Origin of the sequence: Leucothrix mucor DSM 2157 (genome assembly GCF_000419525.1) — a bacterium.
Lineage (GTDB): Bacteria > Pseudomonadota > Gammaproteobacteria > Thiotrichales > Thiotrichaceae > Leucothrix > Leucothrix mucor.
Genome location: NZ_ATTE01000001.1, coordinates 1830474 through 1849211 on the forward strand (window position 1 = coordinate 1830474; position 18738 = coordinate 1849211).

The 18738-nt window shown below is 49.7% G+C and carries 9 protein-coding genes; 3 read left to right on the top strand and 6 right to left on the bottom strand.

Annotated elements, in window-relative coordinates; translation table 11 throughout:
* Positions 1 to 7 precede the first annotated feature (7 nt).
* A complete protein-coding gene (gene cysK, locus LEUMU_RS0108175) occupies positions 8 to 925 on the top strand; it encodes a cysteine synthase A (RefSeq protein WP_022951798.1) in 918 nt (305 codons plus the stop codon).
* A gap of 59 nt (positions 926 to 984) precedes the next feature.
* On the opposite strand, the gene LEUMU_RS0108180 is transcribed toward cysK, so the two are convergent.
* The 3 genes from LEUMU_RS0108180 to LEUMU_RS0108190 all read right to left on the bottom strand — a co-directional run bounded on the left by LEUMU_RS0108180 (position 985) and on the right by LEUMU_RS0108190 (position 3274).
* Positions 985 to 1626, bottom strand: coding sequence for a trimeric intracellular cation channel family protein (locus tag LEUMU_RS0108180; protein WP_022951799.1), 642 nt, complete (start codon positions 1624 to 1626; stop codon positions 985 to 987).
* A 154-nt stretch (positions 1627 to 1780) separates the two neighbouring features.
* Complete coding sequence (locus LEUMU_RS0108185; RefSeq protein WP_022951800.1) at positions 1781 to 2677, bottom strand: dienelactone hydrolase family protein; 897 nt, start codon at positions 2675 to 2677, stop codon at positions 1781 to 1783.
* A 309-nt stretch (positions 2678 to 2986) separates the two neighbouring features.
* On the bottom strand, positions 2987 to 3274 hold the full coding sequence (locus LEUMU_RS0108190; RefSeq protein WP_022951801.1) for a hypothetical protein: 288 nt from the start codon (positions 3272 to 3274) through the stop codon (positions 2987 to 2989).
* Between the two features lie 223 nt (positions 3275 to 3497).
* Between LEUMU_RS0108190 and LEUMU_RS25165 the strand changes: the two genes are divergently transcribed.
* Both LEUMU_RS25165 and LEUMU_RS25170 read left to right on the top strand, forming a co-directional pair.
* Positions 3498 to 9509 (top strand): CHAT domain-containing protein, encoded by a 6012-nt coding sequence (locus tag LEUMU_RS25165; protein WP_022951802.1) that lies wholly within the window; start codon positions 3498 to 3500, stop codon positions 9507 to 9509.
* A 46-nt stretch (positions 9510 to 9555) separates the two neighbouring features.
* On the top strand, positions 9556 to 11025 hold the full coding sequence (locus LEUMU_RS25170) for a peptidase (RefSeq protein WP_022951803.1): 1470 nt from the start codon (positions 9556 to 9558) through the stop codon (positions 11023 to 11025).
* Between the two features lie 108 nt (positions 11026 to 11133).
* Here the strand turns inward: LEUMU_RS25170 and LEUMU_RS25175 are convergent, their stop codons facing one another.
* From LEUMU_RS25175 to LEUMU_RS0108215, 3 genes are all read right to left on the bottom strand, one after another.
* On the bottom strand, positions 11134 to 15354 hold the full coding sequence (locus LEUMU_RS25175; RefSeq protein ID WP_022951804.1) for an MFS transporter: 4221 nt from the start codon (positions 15352 to 15354) through the stop codon (positions 11134 to 11136).
* Positions 15355 to 15444: 90 nt separating this feature from the next.
* A complete protein-coding gene (locus tag LEUMU_RS0108210; protein ID WP_022951805.1) occupies positions 15445 to 16170 on the bottom strand; it encodes a response regulator transcription factor in 726 nt (241 codons plus the stop codon).
* A 22-nt stretch (positions 16171 to 16192) separates the two neighbouring features.
* Positions 16193 to 18622: a cache domain-containing protein gene (locus LEUMU_RS0108215; RefSeq protein WP_022951806.1), complete on the bottom strand. Its 2430-nt coding sequence runs from the start codon at positions 18620 to 18622 to the stop codon at positions 16193 to 16195.
* Between the last annotated feature and the right edge of the window lie 116 nt (positions 18623 to 18738).

Genomic DNA, 18738 nt, shown 5'->3' on the forward strand with positions numbered 1-18738 from the left:
GCACCCTATGAAATATAATAATATTTTGGAAACCATCGGTAACACACCACACGTTCGTATTAACAAGCTTTTTCGTGATGACATTGAAGTTTGGATGAAGGTAGAGCGCTTTAACCCAGGCGGCAGTATTAAAGACCGTATTGGGGTTGCGATGATCGAAGCGGCTGAGGCGGCGGGCTTGTTAACGCCAGAGACTGTGATTATTGAACCAACCTCGGGTAATACCGGTATTGGTTTGGCACAGGCTGCTGCAGTGAAAGGCTACCGTTTGATTCTGACCATGCCAGAGTCTATGTCGATTGAGCGTCGTCGTTTATTGGCGGCCATGGGCGCAGAGCTGGTATTAACGCCGAAAGAAAACGGCATGGGTGGTGCGATTGCTAAAGCCACTGAGCTTGCTGAGCAGACGCCTAATAGCTGGATTCCACAGCAGTTTAATAACCCAGCTAACTCTGAAGTACACCGCAAAACCACGGCGCTGGAAATCCAAGCGGACTTCCCGGAAGGATTGGATTACATGGTAACGGGTGTTGGTACGGGTGGTCACATTACTGGCTGTGCGGAAGTATTAAAGCCTGCCATGCCAAACCTGAAAGTATTGGCTGTTGAGCCAAGCAAGTCACCTGTTATTAGCGGTGGCGAGAAGGGCTTACACCGTTTGCAAGGTATCGGCGCTGGCTTTATTCCGGGCGTATTAAATACTGAGATTCTGGATGGCACCGTACAGGTTGACGATGAAGATGCGTTTGAAATGACGCGCCGTTGTGCCACTGAAGAAGGTATCTTTGTGGGCATTTCTTCCGGTGCTAGCTTAGCCGCCGTGAAGAAGATCGAAGCCGATATGCCGGTCGGCAGCAAAGTACTCGTCTTTAGCTATGACACTGGTGAGCGTTACTTGTCGATTGAAGACTTGTTCGTATCCTAATTGCGAATGACAAAAGCCAGCTGAGTCGATTACCTTAAGTATCGCTCAGCTAGCTTTATTTAATCAGAATTGCTGTTCGGGAGCCTGAGTTTGGGTAAATTCAGGTTCCAGTGCAGTGTCACCATCCGAATAACAATAATGATGCCCATGCTGATTAGCATCGCCAATGCTTCATCAATAAACATCCGCAACAAGGTATAAGCAATGATGCCGATAATCGCGGCACTGGCATACACTTCACCTCGCATGACCAATGGCACACTTTGACTCAGAATATCGCGAATCATGCCGCCGGCAACCCCGGTAATCACTCCCATGACCACCGCCACTGGCTCAGCTAAACCTAATTGCAGCGTCTTCTGAGCGCCCAGAATAGCAAACAAGGCCAAACCAATCGCATCAGCAACATCCAAAATTCTTAAGCGAATCCCTTTACCGGTTGGAATGTATTGCACGGCGACAATCATGACTACTGTGGTCGGTAGAATGGCGGCCAGATAACTGAGATCTTTAGTCCAGAAAACGGGCGTCGAGCCAATTAGCAGATCCCGTAAGCTACCACCACCTAAGGCGCAGACACAGGCCAACACCAGCGCCCCAAAAAAGTCCATTTCGCTACGGGCAGCTTGTAATACACCACTGATGGCGAGCGTAATGGTCGCGATCATGGTTAAGATCAGGATGAAGAGTTCGAATTGCATGGTGCGGCCACAGTAGTCAGAAAATAGGGTGGAAAACGTGGGCGCGATTATGGGGGAGGATGTCTTGCTTGGCGAGTGCTATCGGAGGCGGGGTGTTAAAAAATCAAAACCGAAGCATCAACATTAGATGCTTCGGGCTTTCACGCTGATAGACTTAAGCAGTCAGATGCTTTTTAAAGAACTCGACCGTGCGGCTCCAAGCCAGCTCTGCGGCCTCTTCATCGTATCGAGCCGTTGAATCATTATGGAAACCATGATTCACGCCTTTATAAACAAAGGCTTGATAGTCAACGTCATTGGCTTTCAACGCTGTTTCATAATCAGGCCAAGTTGCGTTAACGCGCTTATCCAGCTCACCAAATTGCAACATGATAGGGCTTTTGATATTTGGAATCAGCTCAGCAGGACCAGGCGTACCATAGAACGGTACGGCTGCATCAATCACATCCGGCATTGCGGCAACCAGCATATTGCTGATGTAACCACCAAAACAGAAACCAACCACGCCCAGCTTACCGCTGCTTAATGGATGCTTTTTCAGGAATGAGGCTGCCGCTTTAAAGTCTTCTTCAACTTTTGCTTTATCTAATGAGGACTGCATGGAACGACCTTCGTCGTCATTTCCAGGATAGCCACCAAGCGAGTAAAGAATGTCTGGTGCAAATGCGACAAAACCTTGCTTAGCCAAACGACGTGCAACGTCTTCAACATAGGGGTTCAAACCGCGGTTTTCATGCACGACTAAGACGACTGGCGCTGTGCCTTCTAAATTTTTAGGCTTGACCAAATAGCCACGGCCTTCACCAAAGCCCTTCGGGGACTCAAACATTTCGTAGCTTGCGGTGATGTCATCATCATTGAATGACACTTGCTCAGCCAGTGCATAGTTTGGTAGTAGGGCACCAGACACTGCGCTGATGGTGAGTCCGGCAATTGCCAGCTTACCAAGGCGGTCTAAAAACGTGCGGCGATCAATGCCACCGTGGGCGTATTCGTCGTACCAATCAAAGGCTTCTTGTGGGATTTTAATCGGGGTGGGCTGTTGGTTCATGTGGCATCTCCATTACGGGTGAATGTCAAAAATTAGTTTTAGTCCATTAGCTTTGTTAGATTATCACAGGAATTTTGTGGTGATGTAATTCACTTAGTATTTCCACACAATCTCCTTTTTTGGGAGTACTTTGTTGTTCGCCCCTCACCGATATTAACTGCACTTCGCCGACTCGCTTTGCTCGTAAGGACTGCGTGAAGTTAATATCGGTGAGGGGCTGAGTTGGGCATAGTACGGTTTGGTTTGGGGTGGTGTCGTGTGAGGGAAATTATGTGGCGAGGTTTGGTTGAGGCATAGGGCTTTAGCGACTTACTGGGTGGGGACGTAGATGAAGGTGCAGCCGCCGTTGGCTTGTTGGCATTGGGCGATGTCGCTATCGGGGTGGGTGTAGATTTGGCCGTAGTAGCGGACTGATCCGGCTTGTTGTTGGTAGAGCCATTCTGCTTTGAGCATGGATTCGCTCTCTTCTGAACCGATTTCATAAGGGGGCGTGGTGACGTATTCTGGGTGCTTGTTGTCATCTTGTGCGCTGGCTAGTCCACTGCATGCGCAGAGTAATAATAGAGCGGCGGCCTGAGCGCTTTTTATTGTTAGCATTTTGTATTCTCCCGATGATCAAAAAGCAACTACCTGTAGGTCGTGACGAGGGGGTTTATTGTTCAATAAATATCACAGGAATTTCATTAAAAATGGTCTATTCTCAGAGGAGAATATTTTCATTAAAATGATCAATTAACGATCAATAAAAACATATTCCAGTGGTCTTTGCGTTATTATAATGATGCTCCCCCAAAGTAACTACCCGTAAAAGAGGATTTCTATGTCTGATAAGCCTGCTTCCGGTATACAGTTTCTGCTTCCCCCAGGCAGTCGTAGCCGTGGTATTGATCATGATACTCCCTCTAAAGACTTGCCAAGTATTCTTGGTGGGCGCAGTCGTGCGGCCCGGGATAATCGAGATCCCTTTATTAATGATCATGTGATTAGCGTGGAGGCAGTGTTTGATTTAGCTGGTGCTGCGCGCGGTGTGGGTGACAGTGACTCTAGCGAGTGGGTGGATGATGAACGTGTGCTGGCGTTGGAGGCGACTGATGGCACGACACTGATTGTACGGGCTGATAAGTTAAAAGCGGACCTTGCGCGGCTGTATCCTGATCAGGCATTACGCTCTTCGGGCGATGGGGAGTTACTGGATTTAAGTGTGCTGCATGATCAGGAGGCGGCGGCCCGTGGGGTGGGTAGCTGGATTTGGTCATCGCTGACCGTGTTGGATATTGCGCCGGATAGTTTGGTGGAGGCCGCGAAGGATAAAGCGCGTGATCTGCTAAAAGAAACCTTGGGCGAGGCGTTTTTAACCGCGGCTTCCAAGCAGCTAATCGAAGGCGGTGCTTCTTGGGCGGGAACGAAGGCGCTGATGTGGGCGATTGAATCCCGACTGGATGGCGAGCCGGGGCTGTATCGCTGGGGTTCGAATAAACAAATCCAGCCGCATGATCGGGTGACGGCTGATGAGCCTGCCTTATTGGAAGCGGCTGCAAATAATCATCCGATGTTGATTTTTATCCATGGCACGGCATCCAGCACTTTGGGCAGCTATGGCAGTTTGCGTGAAGGTAATGATGAAGGGTGTTGGGATAATTTAACCCGTGACTTTGCCGGTCATGTGTATGGCTTTGAGCACCGCACGTTTTCAGAAAGCCCGCTGGAGAATGCCTTGCAACTGGCGAGAACTTTGCCCAAGGGTGCGAATATCTCGTTGATCACCCACTCACGTGGTGGTCTGGTTGGCGATTTGTTGTGTATTGGTGAGATTACCGATGACATGATCAGCCGTTACCAGCGTAAGCCGGTGCTTGATCGTTACGGGCAAGAGTCGGATGAAAACAGGCGGCTCCGTGAAGCGGTGGCGCAGCAAGAGCGTGAGCAGCTTAAAGAGCTTCGCAACCTGCTGGAAAGTAAGCAATTTACCATCCGACGTTATATGCGTGTTGCCTGTCCGGCCAGTGGTACTAGCTTGCTGGCGGATAATCTGGATTTATTCCTTTCGGGGCTGTTATCGCTGATTAATACGGCAGTGGGTTTGTTGCCGGTAGTGGGTACGATTGGCGGCGCAACACTCTCGGCCTTGCGCCGGATTGTGCTGGAGATTGCGCGCAACCGGATTGACCCTCAACTCATCCCCGGTATTGAAGCGATGCTACCCAGCTCGCCAATGACTGTGTTGCTGGCTCAAGCCAAGCGGCGTGACGGCGTGGATATGGCGGTGATTGCCGGAAATGCTGATGGGGATGGCGGCAGCTTCCTTAAGCGCATTGCGGTGATGTTAACCGACTGGATTATCTTTGACCGCTTTGATAATGATTTTGTGGTAGATACCCAATCCATGCGCGCGGGCTTGGCTCGCCGCAATAAAACCCGCGAGTTTTATGTGCAGGGCAGTCAAGTTAGCCATATCCATTATTTTGCACGGCCCGATACCCGCCGTGCGCTGTGTCGATGGATGACTGAGGCCGAGCCGCAAATCTTGCCCGCGTTTAACCCGATCCCTACGGACTATGAGTTGAAGCTGGACGAGGTGCATAATCCACCGGTTGATCGCAGTGCTGAGCCGGTATCTAGCGACGCGCCAATTATTATTTATCTACCGGGTATTATGGGCAGCCATTTGGAAATCGCCAAACCAGAGCAGGGCAAAGGTGAGGGCGATCGGGTCTGGTTTGATCCGTTTGATCTGGCTGCCGGCGGCATTGGGCAAATTAGTCTGGATAAAGCTCATGTGCGCGCCGAGAGCCTATTCCAACGCTATTACGGCGATCTGGAGAATTACTTAAAGCGCGATAATAAAGTACTGAGTTTTGCTTATGACTGGCGGCTGTCGGTTGAGACGTCGGCCGATGAATTGGCAGTGCTGATTGTCGATACACTGGAAAGCATTCAAGGGCAGCGCCATCGCCAAGTGAGTTTGTTGGCGCATAGCATGGGTGGCTTGGTGGTTCGCGCCATGATCATTCGCTATCCGGATTTATGGGAGAAGCTGGTCACAGAATACTCTAGCCAGTTTGTGATGTTAGGGACGCCGAATCACGGCTCACATCAAATGGTTGAAAACCTGATCGGTAAAGGCCGTGCAGTACGTCAGCTGGCCGCACTCGACTTTCATCATGAGCTGCAGGAAATTATTGAAATCATTGGTGAGTTTGACGGCGTGTTGCAATTACTCCCGCCAGAAAGCTTTACTGATACCGGCTTGAAGACATTGGCAGAGGGTTACGCCGGCTTTAACTACCAAGGCGAGTCCGCTTGGAAAACCATTCGCAGTAAAAACGAAGACCGTTGGTTTGGTTATGATGAAACGGTTGGCTTGGGCGCCATGCCATCCAGCAAATCGCTAAAAGCGGCGACGCAATTTTGGAAAACACTCGACCAACACGACACCGACAAGGGTCTGCCACATGCCAATAAAGTCGCTTATGTGTTTGGATTAGATAGCCATACGCCGAGTGGCCTGAGTCATAAGGGCGATCATTTATACCTGCATGGCACAGTACGTGGGGATGGCTCAGTGAGCTGGGAGTCGGGGCAACTCAAGCCGCTCACTGACAATGACCGTTATTGGTATATGCCGGTGTCGCACTCGGAGCTGACCAGCACTGATGAATATTTTCCTGCCATTGCTGAGCTATTGAGCCATGGCAAAACCCAGCAGCTGCTAAAGAAACCACCCAGAACCCGTAGCACTAGCGCAGACAGCTATATTTACAATGCTGGTCCCGTATTGCAGCCGGGCGCTGAGGATATTGCCTTATCCTTCTTTGGCGGCACGCCACACCGCGAAGCCGAGCCGGATACCACACAAATACTCAAGGTCAGCGTGCGGGCCATGGATTTACGCTTTGCGCAGCATCCGGTGATGTGCGGGCATTATATGGCTGACCCGATTTCAGGAGCCGAAGCGCAAATCGATCACCATCTGGTAAATGATGCCCTAAGCCAGCGCGAACGCCTTGGGATTTACGCGGGCGAGATTGGCACTAGCACTATTGTGTTAAATAGCCGCAGTGCTGAAGACCGGCGTCGCGGCAGCGGCCAAGGAGCTATTGTAATCGGGCTTGGAGACTGGAGCTTAATTAGTGCTGAGCGCTTAACTAATAGCGTGCGCAATGCCGTCTTGCAGTTTTTATTGCAGACCAATGACTGCGACCAAGGCACGCCGCCCGCTAATGGTAAATCTGGCCAACCAACCCAGCTTACAATCAATAGCCTATTAGTGGGTTACAACTCAACCACCCATATTACCGTCGGTAGCTCAATTGATGCGATTGTGCGGGGCGTGTGTGAGGCGAACCAGCAGTACCGATACAACACGGCGGACAACCAAACCGTACGAGCCATTGGTGCGCTGGAGTTTATTGAGTTTTATATGGATACGGCGATTACGGCGGCCTATTCAGTGCGCGAGTTGCCACACCGTCTGGAAAAGGATTTAAAACAGCTGCAAGCCAGAATCATTCCGGAAGCGGCGTTGCAGTTTAATGACGGCATGCGCCAACGCTTGAGTGAGCGTTCTTCGGGTAATGGCTATTGGTCACGCATGTTAGTGACCGATGCGGATGAGCAAGAGACTGAAGGGCCAGCTGAGCGGATTAAATACGTTTACCTGAGTGAGCGCGCGCGGGCTGAGGCGATTATTCAACAACGCCAGCCGGGTTTGATTGAGGCATTAATTAAAGAGGCGATTAAAGATAATCGCTACGATAAGAATATTTGTCGCACGCTGTTTCAATTAATGGTGCCGGTTGATTTTAAATCCACCGCCCGCCAAACCAAGCGCTTGCTGTTGGTAGTTGATGGCTATACCGCCAACTTGCCGTGGGAAATGCTGCAAGCCGATGACGAGCCATTGGCACAGAAAATTGCCATGGTGCGCCAGCTGGTATCTACCCGTTTTCGCAAGTCGGTGGTTGCCAGTAACCTCAAAACTGCCTGTGTAATTGGGAACCCTGCGACGACCGGTTTTCATCGCCATTTTGTGACGGATAAAGTGCTTAAGCCTGAGGATGATGGCAGCTTGATTTCGCTGAGCGGTGCCGTAAAAGAGGCCCAGCAAGTCACCCAAGTGCTGCGTGATAATGATTACACGATCGAGACCTTATACCCCAAGAACGCAAAATCCCCGCCACAGCACAGCGCGATTGATGTGTTTAATGTGCTGTTTAAAAAGCCTTATCGGATACTGATGATCGCAGCGCATGGCGAGGTCAAAATCCGTGCGAATGATGGCAAAGAGCGAACCGGCGTGGTGTTATCCGATGGGGTAATGCTAACAGCGGCGGAAGTTGGCCAAATGGAAGTGGTGCCAGATTTGGTGTTTTTAAACTGTTGCCATCTGGGTAAATTGGATGCTTCGCCAACTGCGAGCTATAACCGGCTGGCGTATAGCATTTCTCGCGAGCTCATTGAGATGGGGGTGCGCTGCGTGGTTGCTGCCGGTTGGGCGGTTGATGATGATGCGGCTTGTACCTTCTCGGATACCTTCTTTAAGGCCTTTGTTCAAGACTCAGAGCCATTTGGTGAAGCGCTATTTAAAGCCCGCAAAATAACGTACAAAATGCACCCAACGACCAATACCTGGGGAGCTTATCAAGCCTATGGCGATCCGAATTATGTGTTGCGGGTGAATACTGATAAATCGCGAGACAATCATCATTGGACACCAGTAGCACCGCAAGAGCTGAAGCAATATTTGCAAAGCTTACTGGTCGATATTCAACACTATAAAGACGATGAGGAGCCATACACCTTTGAGCGACTCACCGACAAAATTGATAACAGCATTGCCCGCGTACCTCAGGACTGGATACAAGCGCCCGGCACTCAATATTTGCTGGCCAGACTATATGGCAGCATTTTACCGGAAGGCTTTAAGCTCGCCCGCGCCGCCTGCCAACGCGCCATTTTTGAAGAAGATAAAGATGGCCAAGTGCCGATTGTCGCATTGCAACAGCTAGGTAATCTGGAAGCTCGCCAAGCAGAAGCTTTATCGGCAGAAGGGGAGGCATTATTAGCCGAGATTAAAGGCTCGCGAAGCAGCAAAGATAAGCAGCGCCTCAAAGAACAAAGTGACCGTCAATTTCAGGAAGCGCTGGCACTAGCCGATAGCGCCATTGAACGATTACAAGGCTTACTCAAAATCACTGATCAAATGCATTCCTTGGTGGGCGGCACGGGTAACGGCAGCGCAAGCTCCGAGCGCTTTACGCCGAATGCCGAACGCTTTGCACTGCTGGGCTCTGCTCTAAAATACAAAGCCATTGTGCTCAGCCGTCGGGGCGATTCCTGGTCAGATATCGAACCATTATTAACAGAGAGTGCGGCAGCTTATGGTGAAGGCGAGGGCGTTTCTTTTGATGCTAACTTTGACCCGTATGCGATGATTAATCGCCTGCAGCTCTGCGGCATATTGGGACAATCCGTCCCCAATATTCGCCAGCTGATTGATAAATCACAAGAGGCCTCGCGCTTGGCTTTTAAACGCAAACCTTCATTTTTCTCAGCAGTGGGGGTGGCCGATGCCGAAGTTGCGCATTACTTATTAGCCGCAGACTCTAGCAACTCACAGAAACTGCCCGATGCCAGCGAACTAATCCAGTTGTATCGGGATGCCTTAAGTGAAATGCCCCATAGCAACCGCCAGTTCTTTTCCACCATTAAGCAATTGATTTGCTTGGCAGGCTTTTTAGACAAGCGCGCCGATAGTGTTGAAGATAAAACCCTAATTCACCAACGCGCCAGAGTCATTCAGGCTGTGGCACTGGAGCTCAAAAAACTGTAATTCGATCTCGCAGCCAACCGATCTGCAACCAACAAGGGAGTGTGAAATGTCAGATACGTCTAATAAGCAACGCCAGCAACAGATTAATGAGTCACTAAAAGCCTTTAATGAAGACCCGCTGGGTTTTATGAATCGCCAACCGGTGAAGAAGAACTCAGCCGGTGAGGTGATCAATGCCAAGAGCTTATTCTCAGAGAAAAACATTGAGGATAGAGATTACATTAGCGTGCGGGATGCGTTGCGCCTCAGCATTGTACAAAAGCAGCAGGTTAATAGTACACGCGCAGCTTTTGAGTCCAATGATATGGCCGAGAGCTTGGTGGATAAATTCCGCCATTCTGACCTTGAGAGCATTGAAGCCGCAGACCTGATGGCCGCGCAATTGGATGAGTCGCCATGGTCGGATGATTACTGGGCCTTGTACACAGGCGCACTGGGCAAGCGTTATGCCGACCCTGATTTTCCGGAGGCGGATGATTGGATGGCAAATGCCAAATACATTCAAGAAAATATGCCAGCGCCCGTGATGGAAGGCCGAAGTGCCGCCATGATTAATCGCTTATCGCCCGCTGAAAAATACGATGCACTAATTGGTGACGATAACTACACTTTAACCCGCCGCATGTGGAATGAGGGCAAGTACTATCACGATGCCAAAGGCTCAGTTGAACCGTGGATGGGGATTTGTCATGGTTGGGCGCCAGCCGCGTATATGATGCCGAGGCCGACGAATTCCATCATTGTAAAATCTGGAAATGGAAACTTTATCACCTTTTACCCAGATGATATTAAGGCGCTGGCTTCTTTGTTATGGGCTAAAGTTGCACCGGAAACTCGCTTTATTGGTGGCCGCTGTGATGATAAAGAAGCAGAGCAGGATGAGATTGGACGCAATACTTCGGTGAATTGTTTTGATACCAATCCTGGCACTTGGCATTTGGCAGTGGTCAATCAGATTGGTGTCTCGCGGCGCAGTATGGTGCTGGATGCGACTTATGATTATGAGGTTTGGAATCAGCCAATATTTTCCTATGACTATCAGTATTTCAATCCAGAAACGGGCGAGGCTGTCGATACGTTAGAAGAAGCTAAGGTTGCGATGGGTGATTTGACCAATGACCGCTTTAGCGATTATCGCAGTTTAAATACCAGCAGCTTGGTGGGTATTCAAATGGAGCTGTCGTATGTGGTGGAAACCAGTCCTTCGCAAAATGAGGAGGATGACCCAAGTCGCGACTCGATTGATACGGTTGGATATCTTTATGATTTGGAATTGGATGCCAGCGGTAAGGTGATTGGTGGCGAGTGGTATATGAACCCGCATCCTGATTTTTTATGGACGCCGCCCAAAGGTGCCCGCGCCGAAACTCGCTATGATTATTTAGCGACGGGAAAATGGAAAAAAGGCAAGAAGGTACCTAAGCAATGGCGGGAGGCGGCTAAGCAAGCGTCATCGTCAGATAGCGCGCCATTGGCGGCGATTGTTGAGCGTTTGATTGATTTATCGCGAGCTTAAGTTAAGAACATTTTGGGCTGTGTGGTTTCAGTCCTTGCAAGTAAAAAGGCAGTACAAACCGAAATCTGTACTGCCTTTTTTATGGCTCGTATTAATGAGCTTTACGACTTACTCAGATTCTGAGCCAGGCGTGGGTTTGACAGGCTCAGCCTTAGCGCTACTAGCCTCAACAGCTTCAACGGGCTTACTCGTTTCAGGCTGTGCAGCGGCTTTTTTCCGGCCAAACCAACCACCCGATCCAGAGCTCGGTGCTTTAGGTGGGCGGCTCATCCACACGCCACCCACATTCATAGACTGCCAGCCCCAGCGTAACCAACCCAGTACTGAGATCGCCAGCCACAAAGCCCAAGCCAACATCAGGCCGCGATACAACCACAAAGGCACACTCAGCAGCGATGGCTGCGGCAAGATTGCATCGGCTCGATCCTGATACCAATTCAAGTTGTATGACGAGGAGAAGTTGCCCACAATCTGCATATCCGGACTACCCAGCAAGCCATTAGCCACCGCTGCCATCAACACCAATAAGGCCACCAGCGTTAAGCCAGCCAAACCCACTTGCATGGCATTAAACTGCGCATAGTCTAGCGACTTATTGAGTTTTGCCCGCAGCGCAATTGCGAATAACCAAGCAATCACCAGAACCATTAAGAAGGTTTCAGTTTGGCTCAGACCAATACCCAGCAAGAACCACTGCCACGTTTTTAGTGGTGTAAGTTTAGAAGCGGCCAAGGCAAATGACACAATCAATAAAGCCAGTAACACACCCCAGAACAAAATAGCAGGCCCCATGGTTGGGCCATCCACCCAAAGTACCCAGCGGTCAGCAGGCAAGCCAATTTCAAAACGCGCATTCACGCTGGGCAAGCCCAAGTCAATTGCTGGAAACTCATAGCTGGCTCCTAGCGCTTCGGCCTCGCGCCATTCCACCACCACGGTTTGTTTGCCGGGCTTTAGGCTTAGGCTCAGTGCATTCTCGGTACTTTGAATTCGCTGCGCCACGCCATCAATTTTAACCTGCTGTAACTCGGCGGTTTCAGGCAGTTTGATGGTATGCAGTACGCCACGACTACTCAGAATATTCAGCGTTAGCGTCACATCAGTCGCCCGTTTTCCCGTGGTGATCTTGGTATTGCTGGATAGCAAGGTTACGGTTTGCCCAGCCCCCCCTTCAGGTCGGGTCATGGCCAGATTCAATGTTTCACCAGGCCACGGATACCACACAGGAATCGTCTGACTCGCTTGATTAAGATATTGATTCACCGGAATCCCGTTACTTTCAAGGTGCCAAACCGGACTGGTCGCCACTTGCCAAGTTTCCAGAAAGTCAGAACTGGAAGTGGCCTTTAACACCAACTGCTCGCTAGCGGTTAAACGTGATGACCAGCTAGCCTGACGCTGCTGCGCATTCAAATTAATTTTGATGTGCTGATCTTTAATCGTGAGCTGCTCACTCATTGGTTGCTCATTGGCTAGCAACGGAATGCTCAAACTCAGCGGCGTATTAAGCGGTGCCAATCGAGTAACCGTGGTTTCAACCGTCCAATCCAGCCCAATATTTAAATGACGCTCGATTTTGACAAAAGCCGGCAGAATGCTTTGCTCTTGCTCCTGAAGCGCTTTGTCATCTTTACTTAAGATGCGATTGATCTGCAACTGTGACTCGGTGCTGCCGTTGTCTTTCACGCCATCCAGCGTCCACCCCTTATCGCTACTTTGCCAGCTCACAGAGTGAGGTTTAAGTGGTAGAGGCAGCGGCACGCTATTGCGTTTTGGCAGCGGACCACTTAATATCAAGTCACTTTGCCCCTGCGGAATCGCGACCCACAATTGCTGCGAGGCATCCCGTTGAATCGCCAGTGCAGGCTCGCCATTTAATATAATGCGCTGACTCAGCCAAGTATCCTGACTGCCGGGTAGCGGAATCGCGGTATCAATAACAGCATGTACCCGTAAGCGTGCTTGTAGCGCATTATCGGCAATCGAAATTTGCATTTGCTCGATCTGCGCGCATTCCGGTAAGCAGTCCGGCGTACGAGTCAGCCGCTCTTTAAGCTCCGCTAACATTGCAGGATCAGGAATGGTTTCAGCCTGTACTGGCTCATGACTACTGAGCAGTATCGGCAATAACAACACAGCCAACACCGTTGCCACACCACGCTTAAACCACTGCTTAGGATTCCAGCTAAAGCCTTTACTTAAGCTCAGTAAGCGCCATGAAAGCCCCAGTAATAATGCAATTCCAGCAAACTTCATCAGCATATTCATCCACGGATTAATCAGTAATAAGTAGCTGGTTTCGTCGGCTTTTACCGGACCTGACCACTCAAAATATACGCGTTGATAGCCACGCCAGTCAGGTAAACCTGGGCCGGTTTGGATCATGCTATTCGGGTCAATGGCTTGTAGGTCTGCCGGGCTTTTCATTTTAGGAGCAGGGCGCTGAACCATACCGGTGGCATAGCTGCTATCCGACATTTTCTTGAGCACACGTGATTGCACCATCGGCGCTTGAACCGCCATCGTATTTTCTGCTTGCTCCATCATCACCATATCGTTTTCACTGTCCAGATTACTGAGCATTGATGTGGAGGGTGATAACATCGCGAAACGATTATCGAGCTGCGGATATAAACCGGTGCGAATGGTGTCGACGGTATAAGGCAACATAAATAGCACCAACGCCAGCAAACTCATCCAGCGATAGCCATTCATAGTGCGCTTAAACCAGCTATCGGGCAGTACTTTTAATAGTGCAATGGCGGCTAATAAATTTAGCCAGATATAACGTGGCGCATTAGGCTCATGCCAAGTCAGCACTAAAGTCAGCAGCGCAAAGCCACCCCAAAAGCCGCCGTACAAATAGGCAACCGACAGCGCAATAATTAGCACCAGAAAGAAGTCTAACAAGCTCCACTGCGTGACCCAACTATTGGGCAAATTATCTGCGCCACTGGTGGATAGCAAACGCCAGCCGGGTGGAATGTGTAAGGTCGTGCTGACCTTCTGCAAATCATGCTGCCAACCACTCACCGGTGGCTCAGAGCGGGAACCGGTAAAGCGACTTTCTGCATTTAAATTGATTTGATCGCGACGAATTTCAACGCCTGATTCTCCGGCTGTTGCTTCGCGGGTAATGAATTGATCTTGCCCATCAATACTGACGCGTCCCAGCTCAATTTCGGGCCGTACATTTAAGCGTGATTGTTGCTGTGCGGTGCCGCTGAGTGTGTCTTTGAAGGTATAACCTTTGCCATCGTAGTCCAGCCACATTTCACGCTTTAGGGCGAGCGTATCACGCCCAACTTGAGTGGCTCCACGATGCATTACATCCAGCGATAAAGTTTTTTCAGGCATTAGCAAATAAGCGGGCAACGACTTCCAGTTGCGAGGCAATTGCGTTTGGTTAGGATCAATACTATTCACACCAGTCACTTGCACCTGACGCATTTTAGGGTCAGCCTGAAAGACCCAAACTTCCTGATCTGGCCAAGGTTGTTGGCGCAGTGGCGAGGTAAATTCAGTGATGTCGCTTGGTGCACGGCCTGTTACTTCCAAAGTCCATTCACCAGGGCGTAGCTGCACTTGCAGTTGTTTTTTGCCTTGTTTGTTTTCAATACGCGCGGGTAGCTTGCTACTAATGCTTAGGGCGGTAAAGCCATCTAACAGGACTGGCGACAAGGTGGTGTTACGTTGCTTGCCGGATACCCGTAATTTGATCTGGGTAACTACCTGAATAGGGTGGCTGTCGATGATTTTGCGAAAGACCTGAATATCCAGATTATCTTCACTCAGCACCTCGCCACTGCCTTGCGTTAGCCAGAGCTGGCCTTGCTGATTAAACTGCGGCTGTTGAATGAGTTTGCCATTGAGCTGCAGCTCAATTAAGCCAGACTCTGGTGCGACGGGTAGGGACTTTGGAAGTTTGTTCCAGCGAAATAAACCACGTACCCGATGCGTGCCAGCGCTGAGTTTGACATAAGGCATGCCTTTAACCGATTGCACCAGTAATTCGCCTTGGTCAGATTGCACATTCTGCGGCCAGTAGTCGCCATCTCCCGGCAAACGAATCAGCATTTCTTCATACACCTGCCATTGCTGGCTAAAGGTGCCACCATTATCACTGAGCAGAAGCTGTAATTGAGAAGGCCAGCTACAGGTTCGATTCGCCTGATTATATTGATAAGGGCAGTCCAGCTGCTTAGCATCCTGCAGCACCCAGCCAACCCATGGCTTGAGTGGCTCGGGGACTTGTTCTGGGCTGAGAGGGTCTGCCTGCGACGCCAAGGGCAGCAGCAGGCAAAGCGACAATAGAATCCGTTTTAACATGGCACACCTGTTATTGTGTTTATTGATGATTTAAGTGTATGCGAGTGAGCTGGGCTTTATGTAAAAACTTTGTAAAACGAGAGTTTGGGCTTAATGAGACGCCCACTGCACCTCGCTGGTAAACATATAGCCTGCGCCATACACCGTTTTAATGAATTTGGGTGATTTTGGGTTTGGCTCGATTTTTTTACGGATGCGCGACATACGCACATCAATGCAGCGATCAAAGGCATTCGTGCGGGCATTCATTAACTGATCGCGGGAAAGGATCTGGCGAGGGGCTTGTAGTAATGACAGCAGAAGTTCAGCTTCGGCGGCACTGAGTAACTCAGTCCGACCATCGTTATTGCTCAAAGTCAGGGTCGCCACATCAAAACACCAATCATCAAAATGGGCTTGTCGCGATAGGTTATTGGTGACCGAGCTTTCATGGCTGGAAGCTTTTTCAATGCGACGGATAATGCTATTGACCCGTGCGATCAGTTCGCGTGGCTCGAAGGGTTTGCTAATGTAGTCATCGGCCCCCAACTCTAACCCTAAGACTTTATCGGGCAAGCTGCCGCGCCCTGAAAGAATAATCACGCCCGTCTGGCAGTTATCCATTAATTCACGCACCAACTGCAATCCATCCATATCCGGCAGGCCAAGATCTACAATGCATAAGTCTGGTACTTCGCGGGCAATCGCCGCACGCGCCGTCGCACCGGTCTGAAAGGCTTGCGTCGAATAGCCATAAGCGGCCAGTTGCGTCTGCAATAGCTCGCAAATCGCGACCTCATCATCGACGATGTAGATCAAGTGATGCTTGTTTGACACATTTCCTCCCTGAGTTTCTAAGCTATGGTCTGGCGGCTAGCAAGGCCTCGCACAAAGCTTGTTTGTCGAACGGTTTTCGTAGCAGCGGGAACTCCCGATGCTGGTCACTACTTAATTGATCCGTGTAGCCGCTAATTAATAGAATAGTACGATCTGCCTGTTGTTGGTAGAACTGTTCTGCTAATTTCGGACCTTCTGTCACCCCGGCAAGACGAATATCCGAGACTAAAATATCCAAGTTCGGCAAATTATCAATTAAATCACGCGCCTCGGCTGCGGTCGTTGCTTCCAGCACCTGTAAATCCAGACTGATTAATTGCTCACGCACCACGCGCCGGACTTCATCATTATCTTCAATTAATAATAGCAGTTTACCTGCTAAAGATGAGATATCACCGAGCCGTTCTGGCTTTTCAGACGTTTCCAATACTGCCGTCACAGCAGGTAGTAACAAGCTAATACTCGCACCACCTTCAGGCGGGCTATGAATCCCGATATAGCCATTAGACTGTTTCACAAAGCCATACACCATACTTAGGCCAAGGCCGGAGTTATCCGAATCCTGCTTGGTGGTGAAGAATGGCTCAAAAGCTTTTTTACTGGAATCCGCGCTAAAGCCGCAGCCGGTATCGCTTACGACAATTTCAATGTAGTCACCTGCAGATACGGTTTCATCATAGCCATCAAGCGGCTCTACCAATGTGCGCTCTGCTGACTCAATGCGTAACTGGCCACCTTTCGGCATGGCATCGCGGGCGTTAAGGGCCATATTGATCAATGCACTTTCCATGTGTGCGGGATCGACATTGACCTTTTTATCGGTGGGCGCTGCTTGGTAGTCCAGCTGGATGGAGGAAGATAAGGAGCCTCGTAATAGGGTGCAGGTCTCGCTTAGTAATTGCTGCACATCAAGGGTAACTGGTTGCAAAGGTTGTTTGCGGGAAAACGCCAAAAGCCGATGAGTAATATCAGAGCCGCGCCTAGAAGCTTGAATCGCTGGCTCCAAAAACGCATTCAGTCCCTTATTTTCAGGATAGCGCTCCTGCATTAACAACAAATTGCCCTGAATAATGGAGAGTAGATTATTAAAATCATGCGCTAAGCCGCCCGCTAATTGTCCCACCGCATTCATGCGCTGTGCATGGGCATGGGCTTCCAGCAACTCATCACTTCGTTGCTTAACTTGCGAGTCCAGCGTTTCGATATTGTGCTCCAGTCGCTGTACCATGCCATCAAAACTGCTGGCTAGCGTGCCGACTTCATCATCACCACTTAAGCCACTGCGCGCCGATAGATCACCATCCTGGACTTGCTGTGCGGTGCTGGCTAATTGTTCCAATGGTCGCGTGATGCGATTCACAAAAAACAGCGCAAACAGCAGCGAGCCAAGTAGCGTTAAGACCGCGAGCATCATCAATCGATTGGCGAGTAATTCAGAGCTACTGCGTAATTCGTCCAAATAGATAGAAGAGCAAATATACCAGTCAAATCCCGGAAGATAGCGTACTAATGAGAGCTTTTCATAACTATAGTTATCGGGGTCTTCCGGCTTATCCCAGAGATAAGTCAGCTCTTTTCCAGTATCTGCCAGCGCCATTAATTCATCAGCAATTGAGCTATTGGTGAGTGGATTTTTCAAGCTATTAAACTGCACACCATCCAAGTTTGAATTAGGATGAATCAGCATTTTTTTCTGTGAATCAAAAATATACAGGTAGCCGGTTTTAGCCAGCGTAATATCTTGTAGCGCGGTGCGCAAATCAGACAACACCTTCTCTTTGCGCTGTAACACCTCTTTTTCTAAATCATCCAAATACACGCCGGAGCCAACCACAATCCCCCAGTCCGGATAGCTTTTTACAAAGGCCACTTTATCCAACACATCGGTTTTCGATAAGCGATGCCAGCGATAGGGGTAGAAGCCTTCGCCATCCTGCGAGACCTTTTGCACAATATCATTGAGAAATGAGGCTTCCGTATCTGCCAAAATCGCAGTGGAAGGGTTTCCATGAAAACGGGAATCGGGATGCGATAACAACTTGCCATCAAAACTGGCGACCCAGATGTAATCATTATTGCCATACCTGAAATCACGCAGAGATTCGAATATTTGCTGACGTACTTCGGCATCGGGCACGCTATTTTTCTTAGCATCCTGAAAGCGGCTGCGAATAAAGGACTCGGTGAGCGATACAGCGACCCGCAATTCCTGCTGATGGCTATCCAGCACTTGGGTTCGGTATTCCTCAACATTGCTGTACATGCTACTGGCTAACTCAACCACATTATCCAAAATTAAACGGCTGGAATGGCGTTCAATTTCAAATACTTGCTGTTTAATCAGCGGCACCGAAAACAAGTAGATCACACTAAAGGTGGCTACGGTTATTGCCAATAAGGTTAGCAGGAAGCGTCGGGAGAGCTTTGAGGTTACGGCTCGAACTAAGGCCAATCAGTCACTCCTTGGTTACAATTCGATACAATTGGGAAATGATAGCGCAATGATCAGGGAATACTATCCTGCCACAGCCGACCCATAAGTCAAATTATGATGTGCTGATTTTACGG

Coding starts and splice junctions, on each gene's coding strand:
- LEUMU_RS25175 (WP_022951804.1), bottom strand. CDS start 15,354: ATGTTAAAACGGATTCTATTGTCGCTTTGCCTGCTGCTGCCCTTGGCG.
- LEUMU_RS0108180 (WP_022951799.1), bottom strand. CDS start 1,626: ATGCAATTCGAACTCTTCATCCTGATCTTAACCATGATCGCGACCATT.
- LEUMU_RS0108190 (WP_022951801.1), bottom strand. CDS start 3,274: ATGCTAACAATAAAAAGCGCTCAGGCCGCCGCTCTATTATTACTCTGC.
- LEUMU_RS25165 (WP_022951802.1), top strand. CDS start 3,498: ATGTCTGATAAGCCTGCTTCCGGTATACAGTTTCTGCTTCCCCCAGGC.
- LEUMU_RS25170 (WP_022951803.1), top strand. CDS start 9,556: ATGTCAGATACGTCTAATAAGCAACGCCAGCAACAGATTAATGAGTCA.
- LEUMU_RS0108185 (WP_022951800.1), bottom strand. CDS start 2,677: ATGAACCAACAGCCCACCCCGATTAAAATCCCACAAGAAGCCTTTGAT.
- cysK (WP_022951798.1), top strand. CDS start 8: ATGAAATATAATAATATTTTGGAAACCATCGGTAACACACCACACGTT.